A 21,696-nucleotide genomic window follows, 5' to 3' on the forward strand; every position below is an offset into this window, starting at 1 on the left:
TGTCGCCTGACAGGCCGCCTTCGCTGGCAAGCCAGCTCCTACAGTTTCAGTGGGTATACGCAACATTTGTGAGCACCCCAAATCACTGTAGGAGCGGGCTTGCCCGCGAAGAGGCCGGCACATCCAGTATCGATGTCGCCTGACAGGCCGCCTTCGCTGGCAAGCCAGCTCCTACAGTTTCAGTGGGTATACGCAACATTTGTGAGCACCCCAAATCACTGTAGGAGCGGGCTTGCCCGCGAAGAGGCCGGCACATCCAGTATCGATGTCGCCTGACAGGCCGCCTTCGCTGGCAAGCCAGCTCCTACAGGGTTTGTGCGTTGCTTGAGTTTTTAGGCAAGCATGCGCAGCAGGATCGTCGCCAGGATTACCGTCGACGCACCGCCAATACGCGTGGAAATCTGTGCAAACGGCATCAGTGACATGCGGTTCGACGCCGAGAGGATCGCCACGTCGCCCGTGCCGCCGAACAGTATTCGTCGGTGTACGCGGCGTTTTATGCCACCGACGGTGCACTGCCGCGTCACCTGAATATCTGGCCGTGGACCACCCTCGAACAGCGCTTGCAGGTGCGCACCCCGGTGCCTGGCCGCCGGAAAACTCCGGCCCGCAACTGCGCGGCATGCGTTCGACGATCTACCTGCCCGCGACGTTTTCGCCCTTGCAATGACGGGGGCGAGGCTCTACTAGCCAGGGGTGAATTCAAGATGGTTGAATAGCGCTCCCCAAGACGTCGAGACAACACAGTGCTCAGAAACGTGACGGACATGGATCTGCGCTTGCTGCGCATTTTTTCCATCGTCGTGAAATGCGGTGGGTTCACCGCGGCCCAGGCTGAGTTGAACATGAGCCAGTCGAACATCAGCACGCACATTTCCGGGCTGGAAAAGCGCCTGGGCTATCGCATCTGCGAGCGCGGCAAAGGCGGTTTTCGCCTGACCGAAAAGGGCCAGCGCATTCTCAAGGCGTCGTCGGTGATGTTCAGTGCGGTGGACGCCTTTCGCGACGAGGCGCAGGACCTGGCAGGACGCTTGGTCGGCGATCTTCATGTGGGCCTGGCCGACAACATCGCGACCTTGCCGACGGCACGCATCGATGCCGCCATTGCGCGGTTTTATCAGCGTGAGCACGACATGCACCTGCACATCTTCGTCAACTCGCCCACGGAACTGGAACTGGCGGTGATCGACGGGCAACTGGACCTGGCCATTTCGTACTTCAGCCGGCCGTTGCCGAGCTTGAGCTACCAGCCGCTGTATTCGGAAGAAATCGGGGTGTTCTGCGGGCAGGCGCATCCGTTGTTTGACGTGGCGTCGCCGAGCCTGGAACAGCTCCAGGCCAGTGACTGGATTCGTCACGGTTTCCTGCCGGTCGATCAGGTGCTGCCGATTGCACCGGACCGCGCTTCAGCCACCGCCTACCACATGGAAGCGGTGGCCCATGGCGTGCTGGCCGGGACCCATTTAGGTTATCTCCCGGCGCATTACGCCCGGCCGTGGTTGCAGAGCGGGCAGATGCGGGCGTTGCACCCGGCAACGCTGCGCTACGAGGTGCAGCACAGCATGATCACCCATGTCGGCCATCCGCAGAGCGAAGCGGTTCGCGCCTTCATTGCGGACTTGCTGGCTGAGCATGGCGTTTAGCCGATCAGCCCAGGCAGCGGGTGACGTGCTTCACCGATTGGTAGGCTGACAAACCCCACGGCCCGAGTTCGCGGCCGATGCCGCTGCCCTTGGTGCCGCCCCACGACGTTTCGACGAACACGGCCTGGATCGAGTTGATCCACACATGGCCAACTTCCAGCGCATTGGCGACCCGTTCGGCGCGCTCAAGATCGGCACTGATCACCGTGGCGACCAAGCCAAAACGGCTGTCGTTGGCCAGGGCCAAGGCTTGTTCTTCGGTGCTGAAGCGATGGCTGCACAGCACCGGGCCAAAGATTTCTTCGCTCCACAAACGGCTGGTCAACGGCACGTCGGTGTACAGGGTCGGGCAGACGAACCAGCCCAGATCAGGCAGCACGTCGCCCCCGGCCGCACAGTGCAAGCCTTCGGCGCGGGCGATGGCGAAGTACTCGTTGACCTTGTTCCACTGCGCCTGACTGGTCAGCGGGCCGATATCGATTTCGCCAGTGAGCGGGTTGCCCACCCGCAGTTTTTCCAGGGCCAGCTTCAAGCGTTCATTCAGCGCATCGGCAATGCTGTCCTGCACCAGCAGGCGCGAGGTGGCCGAGCACATCTGGCCGGCGTTCCAGCAGATGCCGGAGACGATCCATTCCACCGCCTGGTCGAGGTCGCAATCGTCGAACACCACGATCGCCGACTTGCCGCCCAACTCCAGGGTGACCGGGCGGCAATGGGCGGCGCTGCTGCGCATCACCTGGCTGCCCACGGCATTGCTGCCGGTGAACGAGAGCTTGTCGATGCCTGGGTGATTGCTCAGGGCGGCGCCGGTTTCGGCTTTACCACCGACGATGTTCAGCACGCCTGCCGGTAAACCCAGTGCGTCGGCGATGTGGCCGTAGGTTTGTTCGATCAGCGGGGTGATTTCCGAAGGCTTGAGCACCACGGTGCAACCGGCGGCCAGGGCCGGTGCGAGCTTCCAGGCGCTGGTCACCAGCGGGAAATTCCACGGCACGATCAAGCCGACCACACCTACCGATTCCAGGCGTGTGTGGGAGGTGAAGCCGGGCACGGGCAGGGCAACATCGCGGTCCTGTCGGGCATCCAGCTGTTCGGCGAGGCTGGCGTAGTAGTTGAAGGTGGCCACGGCGTCATCAATATCGACGACCGCCTCGTGATGGGGTTTGCCGTTGTTCTGCATTTGCAGCGCGATCAGGCTGTCACGGCGCTGTTGAATCTGCTCAGCGAAGCCACGCAAGTAGGCGGCGCGTTGGCTCGCGCTGGTGTTGCGCCATGCTGGCAATGCCTGTCGTGCGGCGGCGATGGCTTGGTCCACTTGTGCAGCGCTGGTGGCCCTGAGCTCAGCAAAAGGCTGGCCGAGGGATGGGTCGAACACGGTGATCAGCTCGGCACCTTCGCCTGCTACCCAGTGTCCGTCGATGTAATGTGCGTCGGTCATGCGAGTGCTCCTGGCAGGACGCCGGTGACGGCGTTGCGAAAGATCTGGCTGTAGTCGGCAGCGCTGAGCACGCAGGCGTTGGTGTCGGAAGAAGAAATGTCGGCGAGCGCTTGTTCACCGACCCAGTCTGCCGCCTCGGCGTCGAGGCCGATCTCGCTCAGGGTGTGCGGAATCCCGAGGCGTTGACGCAGTTCCAGCACCCAGTCGAGGAAGCCTTGGAAATCCGCCTGCGGCAGTTCCAGGTAGCGCGCCAGTCGTGCGATGTCCGGGCTGATGGTGTCGCGGTTGGCGATCAACACGTAGGGCAAGAGGATTGCGTTGAGCAAACCGTGGTGCTTGTGATAACGCGCACCCAGCGGATGGGCGAGGGCATGCACACCGCCCAGGCCTTTCTGGAACGCCACCGCGGCCATGGCCGAAGTCACCAGCATGCCTTCGCGGGCGACCAGGTCCTGGCCATCGGTGTAGGCATCGAGCAGATGTTGCTGGATCAGGCGCACACCCTCGACGGCCACGCCGGAGGACATCGGGTGATACAGCGGTGAACAGAAGGCTTCGATGTGATGGGTCAGTGCGTCCATGCCCGTCGCGGCGGTCAGCGCTGCTGGCAGGCCGCGGGTCAGCACGGGGTCGAGAATCACCGTGGCCGGGAGCATTTCCGGGTGGCTGATCACGCGCTTGATGTTCAGTTCGCTCATGGTCAGTACGGCTTCGCGACCCAGTTCCGAACCGGTGCCGGCCGTGGTCGGCAGGGCGATCAGGCGCGGCAGGTTCAGGCGTGGGAAATCCGCCAGGCTTGGGTAGTTCGCCAGCACTTGCGACCACTCGAAACGCATCAAGCCTTCAGGGTCGACGGCCGCCAGGCTGATGCCTTTGGCAGCATCCATCGCGCTGCCGCCACCGAGGGTGATCAACGAGTCGTGTTGCCCGGCGTGGTACGCGGCAACGCCACGGGCCACGTCGTCCATGCTCGGGTTGCTGGCGAGGTCGCTGAAAACCGCGAACGGAATCTGTGCCTCGGTCAGACGGGCGCTAAGCAACGCCAACGGTTCCAGCGCCAGCATGCCAGGGTCGGTGACCAGCAGCGGGTTGCGCATGCCCAGCAGGTTGCAACGCTCGGCCAGCAGGTCGAGCGCGCCCGGCCCACAGAAAATTTCCGTAGGGTAATTCCAATAATGAACAGACATTTGAAACTCCGGATCGGCGAGGCCCGACAAACGTGGGCCTCGCACAACAAGACAGGGGTGTTATTCGGTAAGCAGTTGTGGCGTAGCGGTGCGCAGATACGGTTTGGCCCAAACCATGTAGATCAGACCCAGTACCGCCAGCACCGAGAACACCAGAATCACCGCCCACACCTGGAACCACGGCGCGCCGGGCGGTGCCAGCGATTCGCGCGGCCAGGCGACGTTGATGGCTTCGAACACCAGCCACACGAACGCGGCAACGTTGACCAGCAGCCCCCAGCGCCCGAGGCTGAAGACGCCAGGCTCGGGTTTCCAGCGACCGCTCAGGCGAGCGAGCAGGGCGCAGGACACGACGATCAAAAACACCACGAAGAAGCCGCCGCTGCCGAACGCAATCAAGGTGCCGACAGCGGTCGCATTCAAGCCCAGCGCCAGGCCGAAACTGGCGAACAGGGTGCTGAAGACCATGGCCGCGAAGGGCACCTTGCGCTTGTCGACCCGACGCAACAGCGCTGAGGCCGGCAGGATCGAGTCACGGGCCATGCCGAACACGGCGCGACCGATGTAGGTCTGCACCGACACCACGCAGGCGATGAACGCCACCAGCACGATGCCCACGAACGGACGCTCCGACCACGCACCGAAGGCGTCGACGACGGCCGGGGTGACCGGGTCGATGATTTGCCCAGAGACCATGCCGGCGGTGTTGGTGTAGGACAACGTGACGGCAAACGCGGTTAGCATTACGGTCAGGCCGACCAGGATCATCGAACGCAGAATCGCACGCGGCGTTGAGGTACGGGCGTCGGCGGTTTCTTCCGACACCTGCGAGCAAGCATCAAACCCGAGGAACGCCCAGCCACCGACCGCCATCGCCGTCAGGAAACCGGAAAAATACGAACCGTCAGCATCGCCGGTGGCCGGCAAGCCTTCAAACAGCAACGACAACGAATGGTTGCGGAAGAACAGCAGCAACAGCAGGCCAATCCCGATCGAGGCAATCGCCTCGGCGACAATGCCGGCGTTGACGAAATACTTGAGCGGGTTGATCCCGAACAGGTTCACGCCCAACCCCACCAGCAACAGCACCGCGCCGCAGAACACCTGGGCATTGGCCGACGGTGGCTCACCGGTGAAGAACAGCCACAGCCAGAAACCGCCGAGATAAGCCACGGTGGTCAGCGAAGCCAGCGCCGAGGCCAGGTACATGAACCCGGTGAACCAGGCCCAGCGGTCGCCGGCCAGGCGTTTGACCCATTGGTAGCAGCCCCCGGCGAGCGGGTATTGCGAGGCCAGCTCGGCGTAGACCAGCGCGACGAGCAATTGCAGGGCCAGGCACAACGGCACGATCCACACCCAGGACGGCCCGGCGCTCATCGCGCCCAGGGACATCACCGAATAGATGCCGACAACCGGCGACACCGTGGCGAAACCGACCGAAAACGACGACCAGAGGGACAAGCCGCGATGCAGTTCCTGGGCGTAGCCCTGGCTGTGCAGCAGGTTTTCATCGGCATTTTGCCGAGAGAGGGAGGAGGTCATTGTTCACCTCCAACACAAGCGCAACGACCGGCACACAGGCGTGCGAACGTAAATGACATGGGGGATTCCTTGGGTCGGCAGACACATTGTTTTTAGGATCGCCTTTTTAATCAGGCTTACCGACGAAACGGGCTCCTGCGGGGAGGAGTGGGGGCAAGCTTAAAACAGCCAAACATTGGAAAAAATTCATATGTTTGTAGGCTGACTTCTGGGTTTTTAGATGTTTGACGGAGGGGCCGCTGCGCGGCCCAGCGGGAGCAACTCCGTCGCCACAGGGTGCGTGTCTAATGGACGTCAGGGTTACTTCATGAAAGCTACAAGACCTTGCGCCGTTGCCTACGGTTACGCCAGAATCCGCCGGCTTGTGCGTATTGGGTGTGGGTTTTATCGTTTCCGCATCGCTGAAAAACAGCGGTCGGGTTTGGTAGCCCGGTTACCTGATACGTTGTGCAACCTGATGCAGTGACGCTTCTCGTCTTCTGTATTAATGGTGGCCATGCGTAGGGCACCCTCGGGTGCGCCGGGTTTCCAGGTTTCCGGTCTACCAACCTCCGTATGGTCGCCACCCTCGTTTGGTAGCGCGGGTGATGGCTCCACTTTCCAAACCTGGAGTTCCATCTATGTTCAAGGTAACCCCCAATCCGCCGGACGCCGATCCGACATCGCCCTACGAAAGCCCTGTTTCAAACAAACTTCACGAAGCCGCCGAGCGCGCGCTGGCCTTTCACTTCCCCTCCAGCGCTGACATCAAAGCCACGCCGCGCACGCCCAGCCACCTGTTTACCGTTGACCCACAAGCGTCGACCGAAACGCTGATGGTGTATTTGGTGGAGACGCTGGCGTCGGTCGATGTGATGGTGCATCAACTGGTGGATCACCTGGACGGTGGGTCGCGCAATGCCCTGTTGGGGATTTCCAACAGTGTGATGCTGGCGGAGATTACGGCGAACCGGGTGTTGGATCAGATTGATCCGCCGGAGTAGGACAATGGTGGTGCAGTGGTCCTTTTGGGGCCGCTGCGCGGCCCAGCGGGAGCAAGCTCCCTCGCCACGGGTTTGCCGGTGCTTGCTCAGTGCAGCGCCTGTTCGTCCAGCTACTCGTTCAGGCACTTGATAAATGCCTGGTGCTTGCGGGACGTTTTGACTGAGCTGCGGTAGCACCTTGATCAGAAGGTTTTCGGTGAGGGCGTTCAGGCGTGATTCCCAGGCGAGTGGATTAGCGACGCGTCGGGCAGGGCGCGGTAAACTGCCCGCGCAAACGGCACTCGCCTTACCTTTTCCAGCAAGAGAACCCCCATGGCCAATCACGACCTGAGCTTCACCCCTGACCTCGATGCCGATTCGATTTCCTCCGACGTCGTCGGTTTCGCCGGTGTGCTGGTCTCCACCCAGATCCCGACCCGCGCCGACGGCAGCCTGGAACTGGGCGACATCACCCTGCAAAGCGAATGCACCCTGCAAGCGCTGAAAGTCGCACTGGAACGCGCCGGCAGTTCGATGGACCGCGTGATGCACCTCACCATCTACCTCACCGACATGGCCGACCGCGCCGCGTTCAACGAAGTCTACCAACGCTTCTTCGCCAAACCGTGGCCGGTACGCGCCGCGGTCGGTGTGGCTGCATTGGCCGTCGAAGGCATGCGCGTCGAAGTCACCGCCATGGCTGCCAAGGCCTGATCGCAGCACCGCAAAATCCTGTGGGAACGGGCTTGCCCGCGAAGAGGCCATCTGATCCAACACTATCATTGGCCAGAGACACCGCCATCGCGGTCAAGCCTCCATCGCCTACAACGGCAGATCCTAAGCCAGTCAATACAAGTCCACATGCAATGCCTCCCAAACCTACCGTGCCAACGCCAATTGCAACGCATATTGGGATACCCATAGCCACCTATGACTCCATTCGTTAAGGTGCCTGCATTAATAAAAAGGAATGAGGGGCTATGTTACTCGTTCATCTTAACCAATTCATATATTTTCCGATTGCGAATAAAGCGAACATCATTAAGGCTGTAAAAAATGAGGCTAAACTAATACCACAAATACGGGTTTTCAAGTGACGAGGAAAATCGTCATAATCCTGCTGGCTCAGGTCACCTCCGCGTATTGATTTTTTGTAAAAAACAAGCATCATCCCCACGTTGTTCGCAACAAACATCCTGCTGAATGCTCCCCCCTTTAAAAACGGTTTGCGAATTTCAATTCCGTAAGAGTTTGGTAGCGCCTTGAAAACTTCCTCCAGCTTGAATTTTGAGAAATACCACTGAATAAAAAACAGCATTAAACCGAATGCCATGTTGGCAATTACGAAGATAAAAAAAATATCTTCCGCTCCAATCATTACTCACTCCAGCCATAAATTTTCTCACCCGCACCCTCTCCAACTGTTTCACCAACCAGCCCGCCACCAATAGCTCCAGCTCCCGCGACAATGAGCCCACATGCGATTTTTCCATATCCAGTAATACTAATTGCCGCGCAAACTGGCCCAGCGATTGAGGGACCGGCCGAACTACCAACAAATCCACCAACAAATTTTCCGCTCTCAGTGAGCTTAACTTTTTTGCACTCCTGTTCTCGGCCCGTCCGACAAACTTCGCTCACTTTCAACCCCGAAGCCCCAGCCCCCAAGCCAACACCAATCCAGCCACCTGCTTTTATGACCTTACTGGCCTTACTCACCCCCTCGATATGCGTGGCATACCCCGCAATTCCACCCGCCGTGCCGGCCTTGCTCCAGTGGTGCACCAGGCTACGACTGGAAATACCCAGTGCGTTTTTAAGTTTCGGATGATTGGGAATACCCACACCTTTACGCACCAATGGGCCGAGGCTGCTGTCGAGTTGTTTCATCAGCTTTTCGCGTTTGGAGAAGAACTCGGCGCCCGAGAGTTTCCCGTGTTTGTCAAAGGTGCTTTTGTGCAGGGATTCAAGTTCTCCCAAGGTGGTTTTCAAGTTGCCCAAGTGCTGGCCAAACATCGCTGCGCCAATGCCCACAGCCGTTGAGCCTTGCGCCAGAAAGGACTCGATCTCATCGTGATGAAGTGCCATGAACTCGGCTTCGGCGTCGCTCCAAGGATTTGAGGGTAGCGTTGACTATTTGCTTCACCTCCATCCTTTTACTTCAACCAACCGTTAAATTTTCCAACTATAGTAATGCCAACTAGTAACGTTGCTCCAAACAATCCTGAGATATAGAGTCCTCTAATCAATCGAAGTAAATTTATTGGAAAATCGATTAAATCGCATTTGTCTAGTTCGCCAGTTTTTACAGCCATCATAGGAAATGTGAAATAAGTTGACACGCTTATCATCATGAATAGCCTGGTAAATGGGTCGTTCCCCATTATTGATCGCCTCTGCTTTATACCCTTCGATCGACTTAGCGCGAGCAGTATTTCACCCATCCGAAAGTATCCAAGATAGATTTGTCCGAAAATAAATGCAATTCCGAAAATCAGTAAAGCAATTCCACTAAACAAGAAAAAATTAATTTCAAATTCACCTCTCATCACTTAACCTGTCATGAACTATTTCACCAAAAATTTCGCCAGCACCTTCACCTAATGAGGTACCAACGATCGTTCCTGCCCCAACTAAAATTAGGCTGCAGGCCACACCACCAACGTCAGCTGTTACGACACCAAGCCCCAAGCAAACGCCTACTCCAACCAGACCGCCTAATGCACCTCCCACAACTCCAACGCCTAACTTCCCAAACTCAGTAAACTTCACCTTTCTACAAGCCTCATCCGTCCCCACCCGACAAGTCTCTTTCACCTTCAACCCCGAAGCCCCAGCCCCCAAGCCAACGCCAATCCAGCCACCTGCTTTTATGACCTTGCTGGCCTTGCTCACCCACTCGATATGCGTGGCATACCCCGCAATTCCGCCCGCCGTCCCGGCCTTGCTCCAGTGATGCACCAGGCTACGGCTGGAAATACCCAGTGCGTTTTTAAGTTTCGGATGATTGGGAATACTCACACCTTTACGCACCAATGGGCCGAGGCTGCTGTCGAGTTGTTTCATTAGTTTTTCGCGTTTTGAAAAGAACTCGGCGCCCGAGAGTTTGCCTTGCAGGTTGATGCACGTATGCAGAGCGTCCAACTTCTTCAAGTAAAAACTGTCTCAACCTAAGTCCTTATGAAATTGTCGACTCACTCAATCCACCCCAGGTATTTACAGCCAATCAGTAGTACAAGCATTGCAATCCCTCCTCCAAGTGCTGATATATAAATAAAGCGAATCAGATGCAGCAGTCCACGAGGAAAATTTAGATAGTCATCTTCATCCAAGGCGCCTCCCTTAATCGACTTAGATGGCAATATCAAGTAAGCACCTACGCATGCGAAAAAAAAGTAAGCTCCCGGCATTCCTCCACTTAAAAAAAATTTACGAGCCAAAACCCCTTGGGAGTTTTTGAGCACACATAGAATTTCTGGGATCTTAAAAAAATACAGATAAAGTTGACCAAAAATAGATATAAAACCTAGCCCAAAAAACAAACCGCCAAAAGTCAAAACAAACCATGCTTCGTCATTATTCGTCACTGATAAACTCCTTCATAAATCACTTCCCCAACTTTCTCTCCCGCCACCTCGCCGCCCATCCCTCCAACAAAAGTTCCCGCAGCCACTAACACGAGTGAACAAACAACTGTGCCAGTTCCCGCCGTTACAAGACCAATTCCCGCACAAGTCAGAGCCCCCGCGATGCCTCCAAAGGTACTTCCTGCAAGCCCACCACCGAACTTCCCAACCTCCGTAAACTTCACCTTCCTACAAGCCTCATCCGTCCCCACCCGACAAGTCTCTTTCACCTTCAACCCCGAAGCCCCAGCCCCCAAGCCAACGCCAATCCAGCCACCTGCTTTTATGACCTTACTGGCCTTGCTCACCCCCTCGATATGCATGGCATACCCCGCAATTCCGCCCGCCGTGCCGGCCTTGCTCCAGTGGTGCACCAGGCTACGGCTGGAAATACCCAGTGCGTTTTTAAGTTTCGGATGATTGGGAATACCCACACCTTTACGCACCAATGGGCCGAGGCTGCTGTCGAGTTGTTTCATCAGCTTTTCGCGTTTGGAAAAGAACTCGGCGCCCGAGAGTTTCCCGTGTTTGTCAAAGGTGCTTTTGTGCAGGGATTCCAGTTCTCCCAAGGTGATTTTCAAGTTGCCCAAGTGCTGGCCAAACATCGCTGCGCCAATGCCCACAGCCGTTGAGCCTTGTGCCAGGAAGGATTCGATCTCATCGTGATGAAGTGCCATGAACTCGGCTTCGGCGTCGCTCAGGGGGGCGAGGGCCGCGTCGACTTTTTGCGCAGCCTCCATCAACAAGGCTTCTTCGCGGGTGCATTGGGTGTTGCGCGGGTCGCTGAGTACGATCAGTTGGCCGGGTTTGGCATAACCATTGAGTTGCGGGTTGAGGCTGCGGAATTTGGCCAGTACCGTCGGATGCGATTCGGGAAACAACAATGACTCCAGCTCGGTACGGCGCAAGGGGTACTCAACGATGTGGAAGCCCGGTTCAACGCCGGAGGAGGCCGGCGTAACGGATGCCTTGGCGCCGCCGTTCAGGCTGGCAGGGGCAGGGCACAGTCCGTCAGCGCACCGTAGACATTCTTCACAGAAAGGTGCGTTGCTTTTGAGGCTCTGGATTTGCGCCTCGCTCAGCGGCACGGGGGCTGGCCCCGTTTTGCCGATGCCACCCATGATCGGCATCGGCGCGCCGCCGACCTGAATCGGCACACTGCTGAAAATCCCCGCCGGGCCGACATTGATCCAATGGCCGCCCGATTGAATCGAAATGTTCAGGCCACTTTCGATCACCACCTGCTGACCCGCACTGAAATGTGCTTGCTCGCTGGCGTTCAGGGCCTGGTTGATGACGCGGATTTTCAGGTCGCCATGGACCTGCAGGCTGTCGCTTGATGCCGGCCCTTCGGTACTGCCGATGACCACATTGCGCTGATGGCCGACCTGGACATGCATGTCCTGCAACACGTCCTGACTCCAGTCGCGCTGGGCGCGCAGGTAGATTTCCTCGGCGCCCTTGCGATCCTCGATGCGCAGTTCGTTGTAGCCACCGCCCCCAGGGCTGCTTTGGCTGCGGAAAATGCTGCGGGTCTTGTCGGCGGGCAGGTCCAGCGGCAGCGGCGTCGAGGCGTTGGGCGCACAGCCCATGACCAATGGTTTATCGGCATCGCCATGGACAAACCCCACCAGCACTTCCATGCCCACTCGCGGGATCAGCACGCTGCCATAGCGGTCGTGAGCCCAGCCCGTGGCGACCCGCAGCCAGCAGCTGGAGAACTCATTCAGCTCGCCGTGCCGGTCCCACTTCATCTGGACCTTGACCCGACCGTACTCGTCGCAATGAATTTCACTGCCCTTGGGGCCGGTGACCACGGCGCAGTGATAACCCGCGACGTTGGGCTTTTCGATCAAGGGCGGGCGGTAGGGCACGTCCCGCGGTGTGGCCAGAAAGGTATTGCGATAGCCCTGGAAAGCGTCCGCATCATCGGGAGCCGACTCCTCCAGCACCTGCGGTTGACGTCCGTGGTGCTCGATGTGGGTGACCAGCCACAGCTCATTCCAGGCCTGGTTCGCATGCTCGGCGAGCCGCAGAAAATGGCCGCTGACCAACGACCAATCATCACTGGTGCCCTCAGCCTGACAGACATCGGCGTTGTGTCGCTCAAGTGAGCGCTTCGCCAGTAGGTCAGCGCGCCGAAGATCAGTGAACTGACCGGGGAACTGATAGTGCTCCAGCCTCGGTCGCTGCTGGTTGTCGAGGCTGCTCTGGAGTGGCTGGCCAGGCTTGTGGAAGTCGTAGTCAGCGAGCGTGATGGCGCTGGTGCAGGTTTCCAGGCGTACGTCGAAGCGGTTGATCACCGGGGTTTCGCCGGCCATGCCGCTGCCCGGCAGGAACGGCGTTGACTGGCTCAAGCGGGGGAAAAAGGTCTGGTCGTCGCCAAACATCAGGCGGTGCCCGTCGGGGCTGTGCCGGAAGTGAAAATGAATGCCGGTTTCGCCACACAGACGCTGGATGAACGCCAGATCGCTTTCAGCGTATTGCACGCAGTAGTCGCGTTCGGGGTATTGGCTGCCGAACTGGAATTCGCAATGGGCGTATTCGAGAATGTGGTGGTCCTTGAGGACCAGGGCGATGATCTGCGGCACCGTCTTGTGCTGGAAGATTCGCTGGTTGATGCGCCGATCAAGGTAGCTCAGGCGCGGTACCAGGCTGATTTGATAGTGCGTCAGGCGCCGTGTGGTCGCCCCTTGGCCGACGCGAATAATCTGCCCGTGAATGCCGCGTCCCTGCCCATCGAACCCCAGAAAGGCCTGACGATGCAGGAGGCTTTCGAGCGGGATACCGGCGCGCTCGCTGACCAGTTCCAGCTCAAATCGGTAAGGTTGGCTGATGGCCTCCTGGCCTTTGAACTCAAAGACCTTGAAGTCGTAGTCCGGCTCGCCTTCAAGGCTCAGGGTGAAGCGTGGCGAGTTGGCAAGCGCGAACATCCGGTGGGTCTCTGCAGAACGATGGCGGTCGATTCTGCATGAGCGATAACGGGGCCTGACCGGGGTGCAGGAAAATCAGAATTGCCCTACTTGTCCTGAAGCATTTGCCTTCAGAAAACGGTTGATCCGGCGACAGACAACCTTAAAAAACACCGCGCCCTTTGTAGGAGCGAGCTTGCTCGCGATGAACATAAGGGCGACGCGTGCATTCAGGATGCTCGCGTCATCGTTAACGTCCTTCGCGAGCAAGCTCGCGCCTACAGGGTTTCAGGCAGGGCAGGCCCACCCGAGACACCACCGGGCAGCACAAGGTGCCGCCCAGGCGTTTCGCCGCTACAATGCACGCCTCGACCGTGACAAGCCTGACTAAAAAAATTATGTCCTTGCCTAAACATCACCTGGAATTGCTCAGCCCTGCACGCGATGTCGCCATCGCCCGCGAGGCTATCCTGCATGGCGCCGATGCCATCTACATCGGTGGCCCGAGCTTCGGCGCCCGCCACAATGCCTGCAACGAAGTGAGCGATATCGCCGATCTGGTGGAGTTCGCCCGTCGTTACCACGCCCGGGTGTTCACCACCATCAACACGATCCTGCATGACAACGAACTGGAGCCGGCACGCAAGCTGATCCACCAGTTGTACGATGCCGGCGTCGATGCGCTGATTGTCCAGGACCTGGGTGTGATGGAGCTGGACATCCCGCCGATCGAACTGCACGCCAGCACCCAGACCGACATCCGCACCCTGGAGCGGGCGAAGTTCCTCGATCAGGCCGGTTTCTCGCAACTGGTGCTGGCCCGCGAGCTGAACCTCCAGGAAATCCGCGCCATCGCCGACGAAACCGATGCGGCCGTCGAGTTCTTTATCCATGGCGCGTTGTGCGTGGCATTTTCCGGCCAGTGCAACATTTCCCACGCGCAGACCGGGCGTAGCGCCAACCGTGGTGACTGCTCGCAGGCTTGCCGTCTGCCGTACACCCTCAAGGACGAAAAGGGCGGCGTGATCGCCTACGAAAAGCATCTGCTGTCGATGAAGGACAACAACCAGAGCGCCAACATCCGCGCCCTGGTCGAGGCTGGCGTGCGCTCGTTCAAGATCGAAGGCCGCTACAAGGACATGGGCTATGTGAAGAACATCACCGCCTACTACCGCCAGCGCCTCGACGACGTCCTCGAAGACCGCCCGGACCTGGCCCGCGCCTCCAGCGGACGTACCGCGCACTTCTTCCTGCCCGACCCGGAAAAAACCTTCCACCGCGGCAGCACCGATTACTTTGTCACCGACCGCAAGATCGATATCGGCGCCTTTGACTCACCGACCTTCACCGGTCTGCCGGTGGGCGTGGTCGAGAAAGTCGCCAAGCGCGACATGCAGGTGGTGACCCACGAACCGCTGTCCAACGGCGACGGCCTCAACGTGCTGGTCAAGCGCGAGGTGGTGGGGTTCCGCGCCAACATCGCCGAACCCAAGGGCGAATTCGAGGAGGATGGCGAGAAGCGTTATCGCTATCGCGTCGAGCCCAACGAGATGCCGGAAGGGATGTACAAGCTGCGCCCTAACCATCCGCTGAATCGCAACCTTGATCACAACTGGCAACAGGCGCTGCAAAAGACCTCGGCCGAACGTCGCGTGGCGTTGCGCTGGGTCGCCAAACTGCGTGAAGAACAGCTGCAAGTGACGGCGACCAGTGAAGAGGGCATCAGCGCCAACGTGACGCTGAACGGCCCGTTCGGCGTCGCCAACAAACCGGAACAGGCGCTGGAGCAGTTGCAGGATCTGCTCGGCCAACTGGGCACCACCCAGTACCACGCCACCGATATCAAGCTGGACGCGCCGCAGGCGTACTTCATCCCGAACTCGCAGCTCAAGGCCTTGCGCCGGGAAGTGATCGAGGCCTTGACCGAAGCGCGCATCGCCGCCCACCCGCGTGGCAGCCGCAAGGCCGAGACCACGCCGCCACCGGTGTACCCGGAGTCGCACCTGTCGTTCCTGGCCAACGTCTACAACCAGAAGGCCCGCGACTTCTATCACCGTCATGGCGTCAAGCTGATCGACGCGGCCTACGAGGCTCACGAAGAAACTGGCGAAGTACCGGTGATGATCACCAAGCACTGCCTGCGTTTCTCCTTCAACCTGTGCCCGAAACAGGCCAAGGGCGTGACGGGCGTGCGCACCAAGGTGGCGCCGATGCAACTGATCCACGGCGATGAAGTGTTGACGTTGAAGTTCGACTGCAAACCGTGCGAAATGCACATCATCGGCAAGATGAAGGGCCACATCCTCAACCAGCCGCAACCGGGCAGCGTGGTGGGATACATCAGCCCCGATGACCTGCTCAAGACGATCACCCGTGCGCCGCACTGAGTGTTGACCGACGAGCGCGCCGCAATGGCGCGCTCACGGATGGTTCAAAACCCTGAAAATTTGAAGTACATGAAGGCCACGGCAGCGGCGAAACCGAACGCTGCCAAGGCCTTGGTGCGGGCTGTCGCCTGGAAGGATGGCAGGGACTGAGCCCGTGCCTGCGGGACGGGTGGCGAATACGGCGAATACGTTGCAGGATCGTCATGTCGTTGCTGGATCGCCCGGTAGCTGTAGCGCAGGGCGATCAGCAGGGAAAAGGCCAGCAGGCCGAGGAAGAGCCAACGGGTCGCTGTCGGTTTTTCCTCGGCGGCCATGCCGGTTTCGTCATCGCAGGCGGCACTGTCGAACTCAACGACGCTCACCGGCTGGTAGATCATCGAGGGGCGTTTGGCGTCACTTTGCATGGCCGCCAATTGTTCCAGGTCCAGTGCCTGATACTTCCACAGTGTCGACGAGCCTTCCCGGCAGTAAGTGAACGCAACGGGGGTCTTGGCGCCAACGATGCAGGCGTCATGGATACCGATTTTCTTCAGGGTTTCGGTTGCCGAGCGCGTGTAGTCCAGTTCGAGGACCGGAATGACGCCGTTGGCCGATACCGCGACAGACACCAGCAGGCTGGCCATGGCGCAGAAAGTGGATTGATTCAAAGTTGACACATCCTCGTTCTTCTTAGGCTTTTTGTTATAAACGCGGAGTTTGCTGCACCTGCCTTGGCTGGAGTCTAGTCGCAATCGTCAACCCGGGAGTGGGCGGTCGCTATTTTTGGCAGGCCTCGGCCACAGCCTTTTCAGCACGCTTGAATTCCTGTTTTACGTCAGTGGGGATGCGCTGCTTTTTGAGTTCCTGGCCGAGGAACGGTTGATCGCTGCGCGAGTGAACCTCGGCGTCTTCGGCGGTGATCTGCGCTTCGATGACGGCGGAACGCTCGTCAATGACAGCATCGACCTCGGCTGCATTTTTCGCCGTGTCGAGTGCCCTGACCAATTGGCCGGCGTCGGCTTTTTCGGCCTCGCCATAGGCTTCGACCGTCAATCCGGCGGCCATGGCTCTCGCCTGGGTTTCCAGGCCTTTGAGGTGTTGTTGGGCCACGCTGCAAACGGCTTCTTGCCGCTTGTTCTGGGCGCGTTCCCAAGTGTTCAACCCGTAAATCGCAACACCGGCCATCAGGATGGTGGCGGTGGCGGCAATCAGTCCGCCTTTCACATTCGGCGCCCTCAGATGGCAAGGGGAAGGGTGCTAGCAATCGATTCCCAATCCGGTTTCAAGATACAAAAGCGTAGCAGACGCGGTCCCGTTGCAAGCACGCCGGTAATCTGTCTGGCCAGTGTTTAACACTAAGCATCTGTTTTAAAAAACAAAATATTAGCCTGGGGCTTCCCAGGCGAAACAAAACTTGGTAAATTGCCGGCCACTCTTGCACAGGCCCTAACTGAACCTGTCAGGCAAGTAGGCAACAGGTCCTGTTGCCATTCAGTAAAACGAGTGCGAGTCACTCGCCGCAACAGATACAGGGGCGTCGCCAAGCGGTAAGGCAGCAGGTTTTGATCCTGCCATGCGTTGGTTCGAATCCAGCCGCCCCTGCCATTATCTTCTCAAGTATTCCAGTAACACCCCGTCGACGATTATTATTCGTCGCTTTGGTGGTTTATTGCTTGCGTCATCCTATTGCTGATATTCCTTGGCAAACAGAGTTCAATCGGTTAGTTCAACTATCGTCATAGCATTTTGTGCTGAACCTGGCTTGCGGTGAGCAACTGGTTGCCGTCGTCACTATGGAAAGCATCAAGAACCTGGGCGCTCCGGCCTGATAATACGCCGCACGCCGCACTAATCCCCGTGATCCATTGTTTGATGGATCACGGGGATTTTTCGTTTCTGGCGCCCCATCTTCTTTACCGAAACCGCGATGCAATGGCCTCGACGAACGGGTACATCGAAAAGTAAGGCTTCGCCTCTTCGATCACCCGCTTGACCGACGGCCGCTGGATCAACCGTTCAAAATAAGCACTCAAGTGGCGATGTTCGTCGGCAAACGGCACGAGGGTGCTGGCGTAGAACAGCGCCGGGGCGGCGGCGCAGTCGGCCATGCTGAACGTCGTGCCGGCGGCCCAGGAGTCGGCGGCCAGTTGCTGCTCGAGCATGCCGTACGCTGTCGTCAGCGCGGCACGTTCCCGGGACAGATCGCCGTTGGCGGCGCTGATGCGGTCGCCGACGATTTTCTGCATCGGCCCTTGCACGTGCAGGTCGAAAAAACGATCCCACAATCGCACTTCCAGCGCTGCCTTCCAATCCTCGGTAATCAGCCGCGGGTAGCCGGCCTGCCGGTGGTCAAGGTACTCGATGATCACACTCGACTCGGCGACGTTGCGTTGTTGGTCGTGATCGCGAATCACCGGGAATTTGCACAGAGGCCATAGCGCCTGAAGTTCTGCGTGGTCGGCTTCGTTGCCCAGGTTGATCAACCTTTTTTCAAACTCGATATCCAGTTCGTAGAGGGCGATCAGCACTTTGTGACAGTACGAGGAGAGCGGGTGGAAATAGAGAGTCAGTGGCATGTCCGTTTTCCTTGGCGAAATGGAAACCTGTTCATTATGGCTGCCCTGTGCTCAGGCGCGAGTTGCTTCATTGTGGTGCTTGTCAGGGGGCCTGAGTGCGAGGGTGATGGGACACGGAGTCGAGGGCGTGGTGCTTTGCAAATCAACAAGATAACGCCAGAGCCGCGACACCGAGACCAACGTGGCACGCACATTGCTATTTCCCTGCTGCACCCATGACGGTGCACTTGATCCGGGACGACCCGGAGGCCTTGCGGCCCTGCGATATCTGGACGACCAGGTGACATTTTGACTAATCATCAGGAGGTTACGCATGGCGCCCATGCCCCGGATCACCCCTCATTCAGCATTCGAACGCCTGCCTCTGGTGGACATTCGAGGGCTGTTTTCCACCCTTGAAACCGAACGTGTGGAGGCTGCCACCGCACTCGGCAATGCCGCTGCGCAAGCGGGTTTTCTGTATGTCACCGGCCACGGCGTCGACTCGGGCATCATCGAGCGACTCAAGCAGCGCACGGCGGAGTATTTCGCCCAGCCGCTGGAGCGCAAGATTCAGGATTACATCGGGCTGTCGAGCAATCACAGCGGCTATGTGCCTGAAGGCGAAGAGCAGTTCGCCACCGGCAGCATCGACCACAAGGAAGCCTTCGATGTCGGTTTCGACTACGTGCTGCCGCACGGGCAGCGGCCAATGCTGGGGGCCAACCGCTGGTCGTCGTTGCCGGGGTTCAAGCAGGACATCAAGGCTTACTACGACGCGGTGTTTAGCCTCAGCCTCACGTTGTTTCGTGGTTTTGCCCTGGCCCTGGGCCTGCCGGAAAACGCGATCAGCCAGAAGGTTACGCAACCGCCCAGCCAACTGCGGCTGATTCATTATCCGTACTCGGCGGATGTGCCGGTCGACCGTCCGGGCATCGGCGCCCATACCGACTATGAATGCTTCACCATCCTGCTGCCGACGGCGCCGGGGCTGGAGGTAATGAACGGGGCAGGGCAGTGGATCGACGTGCCGCTGGTGGACGGTGCATTTGTCATCAACATCGGCGACATGATGGAAGTGCTGAGCAATGGCACTTACGTCGCCACGGCCCATCGGGTGCGCAAGGTCACGCAGGAGCGTTATGCCTTTGCGATGTTTTGCGCCTGTGACTACGACACCGTGATCGAACCCCTCGCGCAATTGCTCGATCCGGCCACGCCGAGCCGCTACGGCCCGGTGGTGTGCGGCGACCACCTGTACGCGCAAACCCTGCAAACCTTCCGCTACCTCAAGCAGCGCCTGGCCCGTGGCGAACTCAGCCTGCCGGTCGGGGCGAAGGCCCTGTCGTCGTTCGGCTATGCCGCCATCGGCGAGGAGGCTTGACATGCACCTTCAACAACTCGTCGCACACTATCCGCAGCAACCGGCCACTGGCGTTCCCGACTGGATGCTGGGTTTCTACAAGCGCCGGGCAATCAGCTTTGCCAATGGCCTGACCGATACCGACACCCACGTGTGCTGGTTCCAGAGCCGCAACTTCACCATCGACCTGCGCCTGCCGCTGGAACACCAGCAGGTGGCTGCCAAAGCGCTGTCGGCGTGCAGCGCCGAAGAACTGCAACGCCTGGCCAATTACGAAGGCTGGGAAGCCTTGTGCACCTGGGAAGGCGAGACCTTGAGCTGGCACAGCGACACGTCCTTGCAGGTGCATAACCGCTGGCCGGAGCCGGCCGTGCTCAAGCGTATTGGCAACTGCATGATCGAATTCGCCCCCAGTGGCGCCTATGTCGAAGACTGGCGCCTGCAACCTTCAAGACCGGGCGTATTGATCGGCCTGCGACTGTTGCACGAAACACAACTCGATAGCGGCGTGGTGCACCACCGCGGTGGCGGTCTGATCGTTTGTGGCGATCATGCGGCGATGGTGCTGGGGCGTGCCCAGCCGCTGGAATACGACGCGCACGGTCTGCCATTGCGCGAGCAAGTCGAGCGCAATGCGGATGATCCTGAGTGGTTGCATCGTGCATTCAACTTTGAAACCTCGGTCGCCCAAGGCTCGCTCGACGGGGGGTTCAGCGTGACCTTGTCGACCTGTGCGGCACGGATTGGCCAGCCGCTGATTTCGCTCGAGGGCTTCGAGCTTCAAGCGGACGGCAGGCATGTCAGTCAGCTGTTGCAGGTCGATGGCGTGCTTCGTGAGCGGATCTATGTCATCGACACGCTGGAACCCGAGGTCAGCTACGTCCAGACCACCGGGTTCACCGACAGCGCGGCGCAATGGTACGCCCGTGAATCCACGACGTTGAGCCGCTACACCCGGCCACTCCCTTAATCCCACGCGTCACTCCATTTCATAACCGGTGAGGTTTCCATGAAGGCATTTTCGTGCGTGTTTTATCGCTGTGCAGTCGTGTTGCTGGCGCTGTCCTGCCTGGCTTTTGGGGCGTCTGCCGCCGAAAAAAAACATTCGTTCAAGGTTGCCTGGTCGATCTATTCCGGCTGGATGCCCTGGGGGTACGCCAGTGAGCACGGGATCATCGACAAGTGGGCGAAGAAGTACGGCATCCAGATTGAACTGGTGCAACTCAATGACTACATCGAGTCGATCAACCAGTACGCAGCCGGCGCGTTCGATGCCTGCGGCATGACCAACATGGACGCGCTGACCATTCCGAGCGCCAATGGTATCGATACCACGGGGCTGATCCTCGGCGATTACTCCAACGGCAATGACGCCATCGTCCTGAAGAACGGCAAGACCTTTGCCGACATCAAGGGCCAGCAAGTGAACCTGGTGGAACTGTCGGTCTCCGATTACCTGATGTCGCGGGCCCTTGACATCCATGGTTTGAGCCAGCGCGACATCAAGATCATGAACACGTCGGATGCCGATGCGGTGGCCTCGTTCTCTACCCCTGGCGTGACGGCGGCGGCACTGTGGAATCCGCAGTTGAGCATGGTGATGAAGCAATCACCGACGGCGGTGCAAGTGTTCACCTCCCGGGAAATCCCTGGGGAGATCATCGACATGATGGCGGTGAATACCCAGACGTTGAATGCCAATCCGGAATTGGGCAAGGCCTTGGTCGGTGCGTGGTTCGAAACCTTGCAACTGATGAGCGGCGACAACGGACAGGCGATCGCCGCCCGCAACTCGATGGCCGAACGCTCCGGCACAGACCTCAAGGGCTACGAAGAACAACTGACGCAGACCATGTTGTTCTACACCCCGCGCACGGCATTTGACTTCGCCAACTCCGAGGCCATCCGCCACACCATGGACAAGGTGCGCACCTTCTCCTTCGCCAAGGGCCTGCTCGGCCAGGCGGCCACCAGCGCCGATGCGGTAGGCATGCAATTCGCCGATGGCTCGACCCTGGGCGACAAGAACAACATCAAGCTGCGCTTCGACAGCCGTTTCGTGAGCATGGCGGCGGCGAACCAGCTCTGACCCTTAACTTGTA

Annotated in this window: 17 protein-coding genes, 1 tRNA gene and 3 pseudogenes; 9 read left to right on the forward strand and 12 right to left on the reverse strand. The window is 59.0% G+C overall.

Features of this window, described 5'->3' with window-relative positions:
• Positions 1-332: 332 nt before the first annotated feature.
• Positions 333-467, reverse strand: a pseudogene (locus J1D76_RS23040) (2-hydroxycarboxylate transporter family protein); the annotation flags it as partial.
• Between J1D76_RS23040 and J1D76_RS23045 the strand changes: the two are divergent.
• Together J1D76_RS23045 and J1D76_RS23050 are read left to right on the forward strand one after the other, a co-directional pair.
• Positions 456-670 (forward strand): annotated as a pseudogene (locus J1D76_RS23045) (NIPSNAP family protein); the annotation flags it as partial. The pseudogenes J1D76_RS23040 and J1D76_RS23045 overlap by 12 nt on opposite strands.
• 76 nt (positions 671-746) lie before the next feature.
• On the forward strand, positions 747-1,643 hold the full coding sequence (locus J1D76_RS23050; protein ID WP_421140637.1) for a LysR family transcriptional regulator: 897 nt from the start codon (positions 747-749) through the stop codon (positions 1,641-1,643).
• Between the two features lie 4 nt (positions 1,644-1,647).
• Here the strand turns inward: J1D76_RS23050 and J1D76_RS23055 are convergent, their stop codons facing one another.
• Genes J1D76_RS23055 through J1D76_RS23065 form a run of 3 tightly spaced genes read right to left on the reverse strand, consistent with a single transcriptional unit; the run spans position 1,648 to position 5,810 of the window.
• The gene (locus tag J1D76_RS23055; protein WP_421140638.1) at positions 1,648-3,081 is read right to left on the reverse strand and encodes an aldehyde dehydrogenase family protein; all 1,434 of its coding nucleotides are present in this window, start codon (positions 3,079-3,081) and stop codon (positions 1,648-1,650) included.
• Entirely contained in the window at positions 3,078-4,268 is a 1,191-nt protein-coding gene (locus J1D76_RS23060; protein ID WP_421140639.1) for an iron-containing alcohol dehydrogenase, read from the reverse strand. Before J1D76_RS23060 ends, J1D76_RS23055 begins: the two co-directional genes overlap by 4 nt.
• Positions 4,269-4,328: 60 nt before the next feature.
• Positions 4,329-5,810 carry an APC family permease gene (locus tag J1D76_RS23065; protein ID WP_421140640.1) on the reverse strand — a complete coding sequence of 494 codons (1,482 nt, stop codon included), beginning with the start codon at positions 5,808-5,810 and terminating at the stop codon, positions 4,329-4,331.
• 620 nt (positions 5,811-6,430) lie between these two features.
• On the opposite strand from J1D76_RS23065, the gene J1D76_RS23070 reads away from it, so the two are divergent.
• A complete protein-coding gene (locus J1D76_RS23070) occupies positions 6,431-6,793 on the forward strand; it encodes a DUF6124 family protein (protein ID WP_421140641.1) in 363 nt (120 codons plus the stop codon).
• Between the two features lie 312 nt (positions 6,794-7,105).
• Positions 7,106-7,486, forward strand: coding sequence for a RidA family protein (locus tag J1D76_RS23075; protein ID WP_421140642.1), 381 nt, complete (start codon positions 7,106-7,108; stop codon positions 7,484-7,486).
• A gap of 277 nt (positions 7,487-7,763) precedes the next feature.
• Here J1D76_RS23075 and J1D76_RS23080 read toward each other — a convergent pair whose 3' ends face one another.
• From J1D76_RS23080 to J1D76_RS23100, 5 genes and pseudogenes are all read right to left on the reverse strand, one after another.
• A complete protein-coding gene (locus J1D76_RS23080) occupies positions 7,764-8,150 on the reverse strand; it encodes a hypothetical protein (protein WP_421140643.1) in 387 nt (128 codons plus the stop codon).
• Positions 8,150-8,860: a hypothetical protein gene (locus J1D76_RS23085; protein WP_421140644.1), complete on the reverse strand. Its 711-nt coding sequence runs from the start codon at positions 8,858-8,860 to the stop codon at positions 8,150-8,152. The genes J1D76_RS23080 and J1D76_RS23085 overlap by 1 nt, the downstream gene beginning before the upstream one ends.
• Before the next feature lie 450 nt (positions 8,861-9,310).
• A complete protein-coding gene (locus tag J1D76_RS23090; RefSeq protein ID WP_421140645.1) occupies positions 9,311-9,925 on the reverse strand; it encodes a hypothetical protein in 615 nt (204 codons plus the stop codon).
• A gap of 41 nt (positions 9,926-9,966) precedes the next feature.
• Positions 9,967-10,359, reverse strand: a complete 393-nt coding sequence (locus J1D76_RS23095) for a hypothetical protein (RefSeq protein WP_421140646.1) — start codon at positions 10,357-10,359, stop codon at positions 9,967-9,969.
• A gap of 1,034 nt (positions 10,360-11,393) precedes the next feature.
• A pseudogene (locus J1D76_RS23100) lies at positions 11,394-13,331 on the reverse strand (type VI secretion system tip protein VgrG); the annotation flags it as partial.
• 377 nt (positions 13,332-13,708) lie between these two features.
• On the opposite strand from J1D76_RS23100, the gene J1D76_RS23105 reads away from it, so the two are divergent.
• Positions 13,709-15,697, forward strand: a complete 1,989-nt coding sequence (locus J1D76_RS23105; protein ID WP_421140647.1) for a peptidase U32 family protein — start codon at positions 13,709-13,711, stop codon at positions 15,695-15,697.
• A gap of 44 nt (positions 15,698-15,741) precedes the next feature.
• On the opposite strand, the gene J1D76_RS23110 is transcribed toward J1D76_RS23105, so the two are convergent.
• Together J1D76_RS23110 and J1D76_RS23115 are read right to left on the reverse strand one after the other, a co-directional pair.
• Positions 15,742-16,353 carry a hypothetical protein gene (locus tag J1D76_RS23110; protein WP_421140648.1) on the reverse strand — a complete coding sequence of 204 codons (612 nt, stop codon included), beginning with the start codon at positions 16,351-16,353 and terminating at the stop codon, positions 15,742-15,744.
• A 100-nt stretch (positions 16,354-16,453) separates the two neighbouring features.
• Entirely contained in the window at positions 16,454-16,885 is a 432-nt protein-coding gene (locus J1D76_RS23115) for a hypothetical protein (RefSeq protein WP_421140699.1), read from the reverse strand.
• 321 nt (positions 16,886-17,206) lie between these two features.
• Between J1D76_RS23115 and J1D76_RS23120 the strand changes: the two genes are divergently transcribed.
• A tRNA-Gln gene (locus tag J1D76_RS23120) sits at positions 17,207-17,281 on the forward strand.
• Positions 17,282-17,589: 308 nt separating this feature from the next.
• Here J1D76_RS23120 and J1D76_RS23125 read toward each other — a convergent pair.
• Entirely contained in the window at positions 17,590-18,252 is a 663-nt protein-coding gene (locus J1D76_RS23125; RefSeq protein WP_421140649.1) for a glutathione S-transferase family protein, read from the reverse strand.
• Between the two features lie 313 nt (positions 18,253-18,565).
• Here J1D76_RS23125 and J1D76_RS23130 point away from each other — a divergent pair, with 313 nt between their 5' ends.
• From J1D76_RS23130 to J1D76_RS23140, 3 genes are read left to right on the forward strand one after another with little or no spacing between them, the layout of a single operon-like run.
• Positions 18,566-19,615: an isopenicillin N synthase family dioxygenase gene (locus J1D76_RS23130; protein WP_421140650.1), complete on the forward strand. Its 1,050-nt coding sequence runs from the start codon at positions 18,566-18,568 to the stop codon at positions 19,613-19,615.
• A 1-nt stretch (position 19,616) separates the two neighbouring features.
• Positions 19,617-20,564, forward strand: coding sequence for a hypothetical protein (locus J1D76_RS23135; protein WP_421140651.1), 948 nt, complete (start codon positions 19,617-19,619; stop codon positions 20,562-20,564).
• A 39-nt stretch (positions 20,565-20,603) separates the two neighbouring features.
• Positions 20,604-21,683 (forward strand): putative urea ABC transporter substrate-binding protein, encoded by a 1,080-nt coding sequence (locus tag J1D76_RS23140; protein WP_421140652.1) that lies wholly within the window; start codon positions 20,604-20,606, stop codon positions 21,681-21,683.
• The last annotated feature ends 13 nt before the right edge of the window (positions 21,684-21,696 follow it).

The sequence above is a fragment of the Pseudomonas sp. NFX15 genome (assembly GCF_049132105.1).
Classification (GTDB): Bacteria; Pseudomonadota; Gammaproteobacteria; order Pseudomonadales; family Pseudomonadaceae; genus Aquipseudomonas.